The 13,296-nt window shown below is 64.2% G+C and carries 12 protein-coding genes and 2 pseudogenes; 4 read left to right on the top strand and 10 right to left on the bottom strand.

Annotated features, from left to right (window positions below):
* Window positions 1-390 precede the first annotated feature (390 nt).
* Complete coding sequence (locus IEW19_RS22480) at window positions 391-924, top strand: COG4705 family protein (protein ID WP_229748697.1); 534 nt, start codon at window positions 391-393, stop codon at window positions 922-924.
* Between the two features lie 55 nt (window positions 925-979).
* On the opposite strand, the gene IEW19_RS23795 is transcribed toward IEW19_RS22480, so the two are convergent.
* From IEW19_RS23795 to IEW19_RS22445, 8 genes and pseudogenes are all read right to left on the bottom strand, one after another.
* Window positions 980-1,468: an alkaline phosphatase family protein gene (locus IEW19_RS23795; protein ID WP_229748700.1), complete on the bottom strand. Its 489-nt coding sequence runs from the start codon at window positions 1,466-1,468 to the stop codon at window positions 980-982.
* A 128-nt stretch (window positions 1,469-1,596) separates the two neighbouring features.
* Entirely contained in the window at window positions 1,597-2,310 is a 714-nt protein-coding gene (locus IEW19_RS23790; RefSeq protein ID WP_229748695.1) for an alkaline phosphatase family protein, read from the bottom strand.
* 173 nt (window positions 2,311-2,483) lie between these two features.
* Window positions 2,484-3,545, bottom strand: coding sequence for an alkaline phosphatase family protein (locus tag IEW19_RS22470; protein WP_229748693.1), 1,062 nt, complete (start codon window positions 3,543-3,545; stop codon window positions 2,484-2,486).
* Window positions 3,546-4,369: 824 nt separating this feature from the next.
* On the bottom strand, window positions 4,370-4,972 hold the full coding sequence (locus IEW19_RS22465) for a PepSY domain-containing protein (protein WP_188573772.1): 603 nt from the start codon (window positions 4,970-4,972) through the stop codon (window positions 4,370-4,372).
* 261 nt (window positions 4,973-5,233) lie between these two features.
* Window positions 5,234-5,595, bottom strand: a pseudogene (locus IEW19_RS22460) (aldolase/citrate lyase/malate synthase family protein); the annotation flags it as partial.
* Window positions 5,596-5,647: 52 nt separating this feature from the next.
* Window positions 5,648-6,238, bottom strand: a complete 591-nt coding sequence (locus IEW19_RS22455) for an IS3 family transposase (protein ID WP_268236332.1) — start codon at window positions 6,236-6,238, stop codon at window positions 5,648-5,650.
* 139 nt (window positions 6,239-6,377) lie between these two features.
* Window positions 6,378-7,232: a 3-hydroxyacyl-CoA dehydrogenase gene (locus IEW19_RS22450; RefSeq protein WP_188573770.1), complete on the bottom strand. Its 855-nt coding sequence runs from the start codon at window positions 7,230-7,232 to the stop codon at window positions 6,378-6,380.
* Between the two features lie 24 nt (window positions 7,233-7,256).
* A complete protein-coding gene (locus IEW19_RS22445; protein ID WP_188573769.1) occupies window positions 7,257-7,889 on the bottom strand; it encodes a TetR/AcrR family transcriptional regulator in 633 nt (210 codons plus the stop codon).
* A 69-nt stretch (window positions 7,890-7,958) separates the two neighbouring features.
* On the opposite strand from IEW19_RS22445, the pseudogene IEW19_RS22440 reads away from it, so the two are divergent.
* Window positions 7,959-9,839, top strand: a pseudogene (locus tag IEW19_RS22440) (alpha/beta fold hydrolase); the annotation flags it as partial.
* 70 nt (window positions 9,840-9,909) lie between these two features.
* Window positions 9,910-10,401, top strand: a complete 492-nt coding sequence (locus tag IEW19_RS24435; RefSeq protein ID WP_505592655.1) for an alpha/beta fold hydrolase — start codon at window positions 9,910-9,912, stop codon at window positions 10,399-10,401.
* A 778-nt stretch (window positions 10,402-11,179) separates the two neighbouring features.
* Here IEW19_RS24435 and IEW19_RS22425 read toward each other — a convergent pair.
* On the bottom strand, window positions 11,180-11,359 hold the full coding sequence (locus IEW19_RS22425) for a hypothetical protein (protein WP_188573767.1): 180 nt from the start codon (window positions 11,357-11,359) through the stop codon (window positions 11,180-11,182).
* A gap of 378 nt (window positions 11,360-11,737) precedes the next feature.
* On the opposite strand from IEW19_RS22425, the gene IEW19_RS22420 reads away from it, so the two are divergent.
* On the top strand, window positions 11,738-12,073 hold the full coding sequence (locus tag IEW19_RS22420) for a hypothetical protein (protein WP_188573766.1): 336 nt from the start codon (window positions 11,738-11,740) through the stop codon (window positions 12,071-12,073).
* Window positions 12,074-12,991: 918 nt separating this feature from the next.
* Here IEW19_RS22420 and IEW19_RS22415 read toward each other — a convergent pair.
* Window positions 12,992-13,156, bottom strand: a complete 165-nt coding sequence (locus tag IEW19_RS22415; protein WP_188573765.1) for a hypothetical protein — start codon at window positions 13,154-13,156, stop codon at window positions 12,992-12,994.
* Between the last annotated feature and the right edge of the window lie 140 nt (window positions 13,157-13,296).

The following is a 13,296-nucleotide window of genomic DNA, read 5'->3' as shown; positions in this document are numbered from 1 at the left end:
GGCACGCTGGGTGATGAGGTGGAAGCCTGCGCTCAACGCGTTCGCGATCACCTTCGCTGGCCGGTTCGAAAGAACCTTCCACTAATGAAAACCGCCGGACCCCACACACCGTTTATCGGACAGTCCCATGCCGTTTCGAAGTTTGGGCGATTTCTGAATCGGTCAACGCGACAAGCACGTGCAGAGGAACCATACCCATACAGAGGATGTGCGCGCCTGACCAATGCAGCCCCTGCACAGCCCGCTTTGCGTAGCGGCCGGACCTACGACTTGTCCGGCGGAGTCAGCCCTTGTGGGGGCACCGCTGCCTGTGGTGGGCGAGGTTGATCGCGGGCTGGGGCTGGAAGTCCCGGATATCACGCTGTGGTTTTGGGTGGCGAAGGTGATGACGTGGGTGAGACGACGTCGGATCTTCTTGTCTATGTCATGGAGCCGGTCCTTGCGTTGGCCTGTGTCGGGGCAGAGCTGGCTGTGTTCCTGGTCGGCCTGGCCGGGGTGTTTTTGCTGTGGCATCCGTCGGAAGGGACGTTGTCGATTCATAGCGTGGACACCCGGCGGCGGGAAGGCTTCTACTGGGCCGCGGTGTTGACAACGTTCGCTTTGGGGACGGCGGTCGGGGATTTGACCGCGTATACGCTGAACCTGGGCTACCTGCTCTCCGGGGCCTTCGTTGCCGGGGTGATCGGTGTGGCGGCAGTACTCTGCTGGCGTGGATGGCGTGGTGCGGTTCCCACGTTCTGGTTTGTGTATATCCTGACGCGGCCGCTGGGAGCATCGTTTGCGGGCTGGGTTACCGTTCCTGCAGGGCGGGGTGGTCTGGGATGGGGAACCGGCCCTGTCAGTCTCACCCTCGCCGGGGGCATCGCCCTCGTGGCGGCCTACTTGTCCTGGCGGGAACGTCGCAAACCCGCAGCCCTCGGCTGAAAGTTCTCCGTGACACCGGTCGAGCCCGGGCCCTAGTATGTGCTGGCGTTGGCGATCAGGTGCGGCGGCAGCGGCTGCTGTTGAAGTCGAACGCCTGGGTGAGGTCGCCCAGGATCGGGCTGTTTTCCCTGACGTCCGGGCGGGGATCGGGCCGGACGTGGGTGGCCGGATCGATCCGTTGGCCGTGCAGGAAGTCGTCCTCGATGAACTTGATGTAGGCGTCCTGGCTCAGGGTTTGATGGTCGATGTATCCCTTCTTTGCGAAAGGGCTGATGATCAGGCTGGGGACGCGGAACCCGTACCCGTTGCTGTCCGCATTGGGTGGTTGGACGTGGTCGTAGAACCCGCCCCAGTCGTCCCAGTTCAGGAAGATGGCGGTGCTGTTCCAGTCGGGTCCGCTCATGATGGCGTTGATGAGCCCGGCGACGTATTGCTGGCCCGTGCTGATCTTGGCCGGCGCGTGTTCGCTGACCTTGTCCGTCGGGGCGATCCACGTTACGGCGGGCAGCGCTCCTCGTCGCGCGGCGTCGTAGAAGTTGGTCAGGGGCTGGATGTTCCCTAGTTCCCCGTCCTGTTTGACGGTGTCGAAGTACAGCAGGGGGTTCCACAGGCCCGGCGTTGTGGCATCCTGCTTGATAGTGACGCAGGTGGCGGCGTCGGAGAGTTCCTGCTTCAGTGCGGCAGGAACGCGTCGACGGCGGCCTGGCAGGCCGGGTAGGTCTCAGTGGGCTTGCAGCTGGCGTTGATGAGCCGGTCCACGCCGGCGGCCAGGTCCGGGCTGATACCGGCGGCGGTGAGGGCTTGCTTGCAGGGGGCAAGGTCCGCGGCGGCTTGGCATTTCCCGATCAGGCTGTTGCCGATGATTTCGGGGTCGGGTCCGGAGTCCGGGTTCTGGAGCGCATTGGTGCACGACGCCGGGTCCCCGGCGGTGGTGCATTTGGCGGACCATTCCGAGACCAGGTAAAGGTGGGCCGGAAGGCTCAAGGCGGAGGCGGCCGCGAACATGTGGTCCTGCAGCGTGAAGTTGCAGGGGTAGTCCCAGTATGTGGGAAGGTCCCGGCCATCGTGGTACCCCATCACATCCGTGGTGGTGGTCCGGTAGCGGCAGTCCGACTGGGCGGCCGTGCACCCGGCCAGGCCCTTTTCCGCTTGGGCCGCAAAGCCGTCCATGGCCCCGTCGTCCACGTCGGCCACTTCGTCATTGTGGCTGTGCGGGGCACCGACGTTGGCGTCGGCCGGGTTGTAGAAAGGTTTGACGCACCCGCCGTTGGCGGGATCCGGCAGACACACGGCCGGCTCGATGTTGGCCATCGGAATCCCGTCGGCGCCCGGGTAGGTCCCGAAGTAGGTGTCGAAGGAGCGGTTCTCCTGGATAATGATCACCACGTGCTTGATCCTGGAGATCCCGGCGTCGGCAAATGACCGGTCCCCCGGCGGCGCCGCTTCCGGCAAATGCCAGCAGCGCCCCGAGGACCAGGGCGATCCAGCCCGCCAACAGTCTCTGGAAGGGGCCGCGGCTCCGTTCAGGATTGGCGGCGTGTTTGGTGCGCCCGTTGTTGCTACGCATGGGACTTGTAGACGTCGGCTCCGAATGCGGTGACGCCCGTCTCTGCTGCTCCGGCGAGGCGGGGAACAGAGAAGAAATCCTCCATGGTGGCCAGCAGGCTGTAGTGGTTGTAGGGCTGGGAAGAAGTTCCGCCTTGCGGGCTGAAAGGTGATAGCACCAGGGCTCCGACCTGTCCTCCGGCCGTGCCTCCGGGGACGCCGTTTGGCGGCCCCATCCTGCCGTTGTCGGCTTCATCAAGGGTGATGACCAGCATCCCGTCCTGCTTGAAGGCCGGGGAGTCAATAATCGCAGGCACCGCAGTCTTTAACCAGGCGTCGGCTGCCCCGAGCCCGCCGGGATTCCCGTCAGCGCAGGGGCTGTCATGGGCGTCGTGGCAGAGGTTGGGGGTGATGTAGGACAGGTTTGGGGTCGTGTTGACCGTGAGCAGATCCGTGGCCAACGAGGTGTAGTTGACCACGTTCTTGGTGCAGTCCGGGGAATCCGTGATGGAACGAAAGTAGACAAAGGGGTTGTGGTGGGTGGAGTACTGATCCGCCCGCGTGGCAGTCCGGTGGTCGTCCGGGGCGCCCAGGGCAGGATGCAGGCAGGGTGACTGCATGTCCTCCATGTAGCCTTTCCACGTTTTCCCGGCGCCGGTCAGTTGCCCGGCAACGGTTGGAACGTCCGTCGGATACACACACCCGGTGCCCAGCAGGTGTCCTTGGCTGTCCGTTCCGGATGGCGTAAAGGGGGTGAATGTCGGGCAGTCCTTCACGGTGCTGGCGTTCGGCGGCTGGCCCGAGATTTGTGCCAGGTAATCGGGCAGGGAATCGTGGGCGACGCCGTAATAGTTGGTCAGCAACACCCCTTGGGACCGCAGCGTGCCCGCCAGGTACGGCATGGAGGCCGTGGATCCGAAGACCCGGTCATACCCTTGGTTTTCGAGGTTGATCACGAAGACATGCCCGGGCGTCCCGCTGTTGGCCGGTGACGAACCCGGCCCGGTCTCGCAGCCCGAAAGGGCCGCCAGAAGTACTGCCAGCACCAGCAGGACGCGGACAGGCCGAGCCCGCAATCGGCCTCCCAATGGCGTTCTCACCGGTGCGCGCTTCCTGGTGCCGAACATTGCGTCCTCCTGACGCTGCTCCCGCGAAACCGCCGGCCCGGCGTCAAGATAGACCTGCCCGGTCCAGCCTAGGGAGTTACCATCCCATGCCCGCCTTGCGCGCCACACGGGGATAGGCTGGGAATTTGCTCACAATCCACGGGGACGCGTGGCAGTTGTTTGGCCGGATGGAATCCGGGGCGTAGCGCAAGGAGTGGCGAGGCGTTGCGATACCCACGCGGACCGCTCTTTGCTGTTGGCTCCGTCGGCTCTGTCCAGTTCATGTCTTCTCGACATGCTGCGAGGGTGTGCTGGGGTGTCAGCCTCTGTTATCCAAAGTCCGACTGCGGCGGCCCCGGAGGGTTTCCTCAAGGATGCGGATGAAGGAGGCCACCACGATTGCGATGAAGATCAGGTTGACATATCGCCCGATCCGGGCACATTGCGGCACATTGACCGAGCCAGAAACTCAGCATCGTGACTCCCGGTGCCCCAGACCAGGGCGCCGATCGTGTTGAAAAGGATGAACGTTCGGGTAATCCATTCCCCCGACGTCGGCGGGAAGATCCGCGCGATCGGGACGAAACGGGCCAAGACAACGGACCGCCACCCGTACTCAGATTATCCAAGCCGCGGATGAGCTACACACCAACCGGACTCAGGGCACGCACTTTCTGAACGAGCGGGTCGTAGAGCACCGGAGCTCCGGCCCGGCTCCTCGCCGGCTGGAGCAGCATTCAAGCAAAACATGCGGGCAGGGAGTACTCGATCCCTGCCCGCATGTTCCTGTTGTGTCAGTGTCCGTGTCCACCTGTTTCGGTGGCGGTGACCGCGTAGTTGGCGTCGAGTTTGACGGTGGCGTGGGTTCCGTCGGTCTTGGTGATGTGTGCTTCGTAGGCGGCACTGCTGTCGTCTTCGGTGGTCATCTCGTCCACGGTGGCACCGGCGTTGGCAGCCAGGACCGCGGCCTTGACCTTGTCGGCCGTGTCGCCGGTCAGGGCGGTTTCGTTGCTGTTGCCGTGGTGTCCACGGCCGCCCGGGCCACCTGTTTCGGTGGCGGTGACTGCGTAGTTGGCGTCGAGCTTGACAGTGGCGTGGGTTCCGTCGGACTTGGTGATGTGTGCTTCGTAGGCGGCACTGCCGTCATCTTCGGTGGTCATCTCGTCCACGGTGGCACCGGCGTTGGCAGCCAGGACCGCGGCCTTGACCTTGTCGGCCGTGTCGCCGGTCAGGGCGGTTTCGTTTCCGTGGGTGTGGCTGTTCGGCGCCGTGCTGCTGGTGGACGAGTCAGTGGTCGTGGCAGCATTGGCGGGCAGTGCCGCCGCCGTCAGGGCCCCTCCTCCGATGATGGCCCCGAGCAGGGCCGCGCCGGCAGCAATTTTTCGAACCTGATTCATGATCGTGCTCCTTGTGCGTCAAGACCCCGACGTACTCGAGGTGCTAAGAACATCCTGAGACGTGTTCCTTTTGCCGCCCTGTCCCCTTGCTGTGCCGTCCCTGTGACTGAAATTGGCCCGGGGACTGCGAAACGGGGGGCAGACCGTGGGGCGCCATCACAGGTCCAACGCCAGAGGCAGCCCGCCAGCCTGAGCTACACCCCAACCTGACACCGCCCGCTTACTTGACGGTCGCAGTTACCGGCTTTCCCCGACCTGTTGTCACACCGAGTGAAGGCCTAATGCCAAAGCCAGATTCATGATCCTTTCCGCCCTGCCAAGGCTGGGCAGGTCCGAACCGTCACGAATCACCTTGCCTCGAGCTGCGAAATCATGAAGGAACTCCGCGCCCACCCGATGTCAGTAGGGGTTGGGCTGATGACTTCGTTGATCACCGGGGTTTGGGCTGGGTCGAGGCAGAGCTTGCCCGTCATGCCCATGAGGACAGTCATCGATGATTGTTCCCGCAGCACCGGGTGGGAGGTGCCGACTGTTGGTCCGTAGATACGACCTGGCAGGGAGCCGACGCCGCTGGCAACTGTGAGCCGGTCGGGGTCTGCTGACATCCCTGTGTCTCTTCGGAACCCTGGCACTCTCAAGCAGGGCAATGACCGGCAGGCTGAACCGTCCCGGGAATCATGCCGCCTGTTTGTTGGCGGCGTCGTCGGGTAGCGCGCCGGTTTGTAGATCATAATATGTCTGCTCATATTCCTCTGGCGTCTGGTGATCCAGGGCGGAATGCAGGCGTTCCTTGTTGTACCAGTGGACCCACTCGAAGACGACCTCCGTCACGTCGGTTTCGGTCTTCAACGCCCCCGCGCGGAACGGTGAATCTTTGGCGACGGCCTCGTTCTTGAACAGCCCCATCACGGTCTCGGCGGCTGCATTGTTGTAAGCATCACCCACGCTGCCAATGGACGGCTCCAGGCCCTCCAGGGCCACGGTGTCCGCATAACGGATCGAGGTGTACTGGCTTTCCGCATCCAAGTGGTGGATCAGTCCCGCCGGTGCCGGGCGGCCCGTGTGTTCGCGCCGCCACAAGGCCATCCGCAGGCAGTGTTCAACGAACGCGGTGTCCTTGACGGTTGAGGTCTCCCAACCGACGATCACCCGCGAGTACAGGTCGATGACCAGGGCGACGTAAACGAATCCGGAATAGACCGGGACGTAGGTGAAATCAGTCACCCAGATCCGGTTCGGGGCCGGGGCGGTGAAGTCCCTGTTCAGCAGGTCGCCGGCGCGCCGGCCGTCCTTGCGTCAGCTGGGTGGTGCTGGCCGACCTGGAGGGCAATGAGTTCTGCCTGCTCTCCCCGTCGGTCCAAGACGTCGAACGGGATGAGCTGCAGCAGCACTAAAGGTCCGCGGCTCAGTACTTGTAGAAGCCCTCCCCCGAGGCGACGCCCAGCTTGCCTTGGTCGATGTAGTGCTCCTTCAGGTACTGGGCGAACGCCTGGGAACCGGCATCCGGCGAGACCGAGGCGATGTTGTACGCCGTGGTGAGGCCGACGACGTCGTAGATCTGGAACGGTCCGCTCGGGGCCCCCGTGGCGGTGCGCCAGGTCTTGTCAATGGTGTGGTGGTCGGCGACGCCCTGCAGCAGCAGTCCGGCGGCCGCGTTCAGCAGCGGAACCAGCAGCGAGTTCAGGACGTAGCCGGCCGTCTCCTTCTTGATCTCGATCGGCTCCAGTCCGCTGGTCCGGGCAAAGTCGACGACAGCGGCGTACACCGCCGGGTCCGTCTCCGCGGTGCCCATGACCTCGGCGATGTTCTGCGCCCAGATGTTGTTCGCGTAGTGCAGCGCGAGGAAGCGGTCCGGGCGTCCGGTGAAGTCTTTCAGGTCACTGGGCAGCAAGGTGGACGAGTTGGTCGCGAAGATCGCCTCGGCCGGCGCCAGCTCCCCGAGCTCGCGGTAGACGTCGCGTTTGAGTTCCAGCAGTTCGGGAACGGCTTCGATCACGAGGTCCGCGTCGACGACGGCGTCCCCGAGGTCTGCGGTGAGGCGGAGGTTTGCCAGGGCTGCTTCCGTCTTGTCCTCGGAGGCGCCGGCTACCTGTGCCCGGTAGATGCCGGCGAGGCGGGTGAAACGGTCCCGCGCCTTGGCGAGTGCGTCCTCGTCGACGTCGTAGGCGGTGACTGCGAAACCGTGGAATGCGGCCTGGAAGGCGATCTGGGAGCCGAGCACTCCGGTGCCGAGCACGGTGAGCGTCTTGATGGAGGGCATTATGGTTTCCTTTCGGCGCGGGCCTTAGCGGCCGCCGGGTTTGTCGGACCCGTATATACTGCGGATCCAGATGGTTGACAGGACCTCCAGGGCGGCGGTCTCCGCGATGGCGGGACTCTCCCGGTTGAGGACAGCAGTAATGACCCGTTCGTTCATCAGGTTCAGGCTCACCGCGAGGTCGTGCGCGTCGGTGTCCGCCGGCGCGGCGCCGCGGGCCTGCTCGGCACGGATGACGTCGCTTGAAAAGTCGACCCAGGACTGCATCGATTTGGACCACAGCCCCCGCACCTCGTCGTTGCGGGCGCGCGCCCCGATGGCGGCGGTGGACACGCCGCGGTGCGAGACAAACACCTCAACGAACATTCCGATGGAACGGGTCCACGCACCCGCGGGGTCGGTCTCGAAATCGCGTGGCAGGTGCCCCACCCGGTGCTCGACCTCGGTGATGACCCGGTCCAGCAGGGCCAGCAGCACGGCATCTTTCGAGGGGAAGTAGAAGTAGAACGTGGGGCGCGAAATGCCGGCACCCCGGGCCAGGTCCTCGATGGAGACGTCGTCAAAGGCACGGCTGGCCAGGAGGGCCTCGGCGGTGACCAGGATTGCGTCCTGTCGCTCATCGCCCGAAACCCTCGCGCTGCGTCTTCCTCTCTGAGCCATGCGCCCATCCTAACCCCGGTCTTCAACACGGTGTTGACTATCTCAACATTAAGTCGATAACTTGGCGGCATGAGCGAGCACGTAGATGTGTTGATTGTCGGCGCCGGGCTGAGCGGCGTGGGTTTCGCCAGCCGGCTGAAGCGCGAGGTACCAGGAAAAACCTTCACCGTGCTGGAGTCCCGGAACGCCTTCGGGGGGACCTGGGACCTGTTCCGGTACCCCGGGATCCGGTCCGACAGCGACATGTACACGCTCGGCTACTCGTTCCGGCCCTGGGCCGGCGCTAAGGCGATCGCGGACGGCGATTCGATCCGCGAGTACATCGAGGCAACCGTCGCCGACGAGGGCCTGGCACCGCAGATCCGGCTGAACACCCGGGTCATCTCTGCAGCATGGTCAAGCGAAACCGCTTTATGGACCGTGACGGCGGTCCGCACCTCCGGCGGCGAGTACCGGTCCGGCCACACCGCCTCCGCCGAGCCGCTCACCTTCACCTGCTCGTTCCTGTCCGTCTGTTCCGGCTACTACCGCTACGACGAGGGCTTCACCCCGGCCATCGAAGGGGCCGACACCTTTGCCGGAACAATCGTCCACCCGCAGCACTGGCCGGCCGGCCTCGACTACGAGGGAAAGCAGGTGGTGGTCATCGGCAGCGGTGCCACGGCCGTGACGCTGGTGCCGTCCATGGCAAAGTCGGCAGCCAAGGTGACCATGCTGCAGCGCTCCCCCACCTACATCGCCCCCGTCCCCGCGCGGGACCACCTGGCCGACCGCCTCCGGGGCAAGCTGCCCGCGCAACTGGCATACGACGTCGTACGCACCAAGAACATTCTCTTCTCCATGTTCACCTACCAGCTCAGCCGACGGCGGCCCGAGACAATGAAGGCGATCCTGCGCAAGTCGGCAGTAGCCAAACTGCCGGCGGGCTTCCCGGTGGACACGCACCTGGCCCCCTCCTACCAGCCGTGGGACCAGCGGGTCTGCGCGATCCCCAACGGGGACCTTTACCTGGCCATCAGTGCCGGCACTGCCGAGATCGTGACCGACACGATCTCCCGGATCACCCCGGACGGGATTGATCTGGCCTCCGGCACATCGCTGCCCGCCGACGTCATTGTCACGGCCACGGGACTGAACCTGTTGGTGATCGGCGGCATGAAGCTCTCCGTCGACGGCGAGCCCGTGGACGTCGGCAAAACCCTCACCTACAAGGGCATGATGCTGGAGGCGGTCCCGAATTTCGCCCTCACCATCGGCTACACCAACGCGTCCTGGACCCTGAAGGCGGACCTGGTCGCCGGCTACATCTGCAGGCTGATCAAGCAGCTCGACCGCCGGAACCTCCAGTGGGTGGTACCCGTGGCACCCGCCGACGTCGCCAACGGCACGCTGTCCTCGCTGATCGACCTGAAGGCCGGCTACATTTTCCGCGGCGCCGACCAATTGCCCCGACAGGGCGCAGGCTCGCCTTGGCGGCTGCACCAGAACTACTTCCGCGACTTCGCCCTGCTCCGGGCCGGCAGGCTGACCGACCACGCCCGGTTCGGCCGGCGCGGGCAGCCGGTGCGCGAAACCGTCCCCCAACCCGCGGCCCCGGCCCGGGATCCCCTCGCGCTGCCGGGAACGGGCCACGTCACCGTCGCGGGGACACGCCTGCGCTACCGGAAGACCGGCAGCGGGGATCCGGTCCTGCTGCTGCACGGCATCGGCCAGAGCCTCGAGGACTGGAACGAACAGCACGAGCGGCTCTCGGACCGCCACACGGTCTACAGCGTCGACCTTCCCGGCTTCGCGTACTCCGAACGGCTCCCCGGCACGACGACGCTCGCGAAGCTGGCTGGGATACTGCCTGCCTTCCTGGACGCCGTCGGGGTTTCCGGGCCGCTGCCCGTGATGGGCAACTCGCTCGGCGGTGCCGTGGCCATGAAGCTGGCCGCCGACCATCCGGGCCGCGTCTCCGCGCTCGTGCTGGCCAACAGCGCCGGATTCGGCAAGGAAGTGGCACTGGTCCTTCGCCTCCTTGCGGTCCGCCCGCTCGCGGCCCTGCTCCTGCGGCCCGACGAGAAAGCATCACGCCGGACCGTCCAGTCGCTCTTCTACGACAAAACNACGCCGGACCGTCCAATCACTCTTCTACGACAAAACGCTGGTCACGGACGACCGCATCGGCCACGCGCTCGCCCTGTCGCAGCGGGAGGCGCACCGCCGGACGCTGGTCGACGTCGCCCGCGACCTGGGAACGATCTCCGGTGTCCGGGCCGAGTGGCGCACCGCTCTGATCGGCGCGCTCGCCAAGTCCGATGTTCCGGCGCTGGTGGTGTGGGGCGACCACGACCACATCCTGCCGTTCAGCCACCTTGAAGCGGCCGCCGCGGCGCTGCCCCGCGCCGAGTCGCACGTCTTCGCCAAGACCGGACACATGCCTCAGATCGAACGGCCTGACGAGTTCGCGGCCGTAGTCGAGGACTTCCTTACGCGTGTCTCCGCAGACCGTCAGGTGACAAGCATCTAAGCGCGCTTCTCGACGTCGGCAAGGATTTCGGGCGCCACGTCCGAAGCCGGCACCGCTCCAAAAAATCCAGCCCGGCTGTAACTCTTGGCCCTGTGCCGGAATTTTGTTTTCAAGTGGGGCAGCGAGCCCCGCGCCGCAGACATCTGGGGTTCCGCGATGAGTTCACACCCCACCGGATTCTTCAGGGCCGCTGCCGTAGCCGGTCTCGCCGTCTGCCTCTCGGCATCCGGGCCGAACCCGGGGGCACCTGCCCCCGGGCCGGGTCGTGGCGGCCAAACCCTTGGCCGCCTTCTATTGGCGCGTCTATTCGAATATGCGTTTCCTCAGCCAGCGGCTGGGTGTCTTTGACGTAGCCTACGGCTGGCCTACAACAGCCACGCCGGCTTCGCGAAAGTATTATCTGGAGTGTTGTCCACGAGTTAACGGTTCAGTCAATTGGGCCTGTCAGCGCCCGGGAGGCGATCCTTACCGGACACGGCTCTGTTGGCCCTATTCTCTGGCTTCGAGTCCAGCCCGGACCTTAAGAGGATGAACGTCATAACCCGTTGCGCGGACCCCTGACCAGTCGAGGCCCACGAGGATGCCATCCCTGTCGAGTCCGTCAATCCCCCGCGTGCGCCACACTGAAAGGGGGATTGCCTCCACATCGAAGGCTCTGTACGCCGCGACGCTTCGATCCATCTGGGGCAGGGCGGTTTCTCACGGACGCCGCAGCAGGGAGTTGCCTTGAACATACCTGCTGGTGCGGGTGACCAGGTGGCCTATGGGGAAAGAACCGCTATTCATGTCCGGTCTCAGTCGGCCAGTACCCCTTGACGCCTGCAGCAGCATTCCGGAGTTGGGCGCCGTCGACGGTGAGCGAGCTTTCGCCCATACCCATCTCGGTCCACTGAGAGACCAGGCGCAGGTCCCCGGCCGGCGGGAGCGGCCATAGCCAGAGTGCACCGTTTGCGGACATGTCGTCTTCCCCGGCGTTGCCGCCCTTGGGTCGGTAACTGAGGCGTTCTCGGACGCGGAGCGGGCGCCGGGATTGGGTAATCCTGGAAGAAGTTCATGGTCGTTCCCTTGGTTCGCTAGCTGCGACCGACCAGTGGAATAGCGGAATGACGCCCGGGATCCCCCAATCCATCCTTGGGCCCAGTGTAGCTCTGACTCGTAGAGCACGGTCCTACGGTTTTGACGCGGGCGGGACGACCAAGGATTCAAGCCGATCCTTTACCGGCGTAGGAAGGTACTCCCTTTGCCATGAGGGTTGGCTGGGCCCTCCCCGCAGCTGTTGGAAGAGTGACTGGTGAAGCCACTCCCGGCTCATTTCCTCAGTGCCTAGAATGCCATCATGTTCACGTGCAACTTGACCGTCGTCCGTCAGAGCGGCATGGATCTCACAGTTCAGACTTTGGAGACCACAGAGACCCATCTCCTCATTCGCCGCAGATCAGAGGCCCGCATTCCATCCAGGCATAGGGCCGAGACAACTCTTGCACCGGCGCAGGAGCGATTTACCCTCACAGATGGACACGGCACGGAGTTGATGACCGCGCATAGCAACTCGCTGTCAGACGGCCCCTTCGGGGGAATCCTCTACCTGGCCTTCCCGTCAGATCGCCGGTTCAATCTAGGCACTCCGCTGACACTCAAATCCGAGAACGCCGAAGTGATATTTCAACTCTGACGCACACGTAGGCGTGGGTCCTAGCGTTGGGCCCCACACGCTCTTGAATCTGTGGCCGTTCCCTGCGCTACGCGGCTTCTTCTGACGTGTTGTGGCTAGGTCGAGGATCCAATACCAGACGCCGTGAGGAAAACGTGACCAGCCCTTGTATTGTGGCGCTCTTTCCCTCGGCATACTCTTTGAGCCTGATCGGGAATTGGGGTGCGGTCAAATGGCCGGAAAAATCAGACTCTCGCTAATGGGCGTTACGCTATCGGCCGTTCTGGCTGCCTGCTCAGGTCCTGGCAGGCCGATAACCGAGGCCGCCTCGGAGTCACCGTCCCCTATCGCTCCCGGCGTGCCAGCCATGCTCTATACCCACTGCGGAATCAAGGAATTGCGAGTTGACGACATGTTCTTCCTCGCCGAAATACCATTGGACGGCGGCGGGGGCAATCCCCCTCAGGGATGGGGAAACCCTTACCAGGCCGGCACTGTGACAGTGTCCGGCTCAAACGCTATTTTCCGGGATGACAAGGGCCACGTCATCACTTTTGTTGCTCGTCCGGGTGCCACAGGTTTCCTCAACATTTGTTCCTAAGAGCCGATAGACGCTGCGCTAGAGGATCTCCTCACGGGACGCAGGAATTGCGTCGTGCTAACTCGACCGCAGCGGCGTGATAGGTCGCGAACTTGGCGGATGCGCGGGACCAATTCAGTACAGCTCTGGGGCGGCTGTGGATCTCCGCCGCCGCGAAGAGAACATCCCCCGGTTTGATGATGCTTAGGTCATCTCCCTTCCGGAAGTACTGACGAAATAGGCCGTTAGCGTTCTCGTTTGACGCACGCTGCAAGGGGGCTGGCCGGATCGCAGAAGTACACCAGCATCCCCAGTGCAGCTGTGACCTCGGTGTGCTTGGCCATCTCCGATCCCCGGTCCTATGTCAACGTCCTCCGCAAGGTGGCGGGCATGACACCGAGCACTTCGATGAACTGGTCCCGCGTGTTGCCGGACCTGCTCCCGGGACGGAGCACGAAGGCGACGAGGAACCGCGAAGAGCGTTCGACCAGCGACACTATCGCTGACTTGTTTCCCTTCCCCATGATGAGGTCACCTTCCTTACGATTTTGTTGAGGGTGATTTCGGAGCTGTCGTAGTGTTTCGATCACCCTCGGGTGGCGGGTATGGCACAGATCTCCCTGCCGCTTGGACGGCTCACTGGGAATGGCCGCCCGCTGCCCGC

Origin of the sequence: Arthrobacter liuii, from assembly GCF_014639275.1 — a bacterium.
Lineage (GTDB): Bacteria > Actinomycetota > Actinomycetes > Actinomycetales > Micrococcaceae > Arthrobacter > Arthrobacter liuii.
The sequence above is the reverse complement of the archived record's forward strand: the minus strand, read 5'-3'. Positions and strand labels throughout refer to the sequence as shown.

What these genes read in the sequence shown, in the direction of transcription:
- IEW19_RS22465 (WP_188573772.1), bottom strand. Translation starts at nt 4,972, where the DNA reads ATGAATCAGGTTCGAAAAATTGCTGCCGGCGCGGCCCTGCTCGGGGCC.
- IEW19_RS22450 (WP_188573770.1), bottom strand. Translation starts at nt 7,232, where the DNA reads ATGCCCTCCATCAAGACGCTCACCGTGCTCGGCACCGGAGTGCTCGGC.
- IEW19_RS22445 (WP_188573769.1), bottom strand. Translation starts at nt 7,889, where the DNA reads ATGGCTCAGAGAGGAAGACGCAGCGCGAGGGTTTCGGGCGATGAGCGA.
- IEW19_RS22425 (WP_188573767.1), bottom strand. Translation starts at nt 11,359, where the DNA reads ATGTCCGCAAACGGTGCACTCTGGCTATGGCCGCTCCCGCCGGCCGGG.
- IEW19_RS22420 (WP_188573766.1), top strand. Translation starts at nt 11,738, where the DNA reads ATGTTCACGTGCAACTTGACCGTCGTCCGTCAGAGCGGCATGGATCTC.
- IEW19_RS22415 (WP_188573765.1), bottom strand. Translation starts at nt 13,156, where the DNA reads ATGGGGAAGGGAAACAAGTCAGCGATAGTGTCGCTGGTCGAACGCTCT.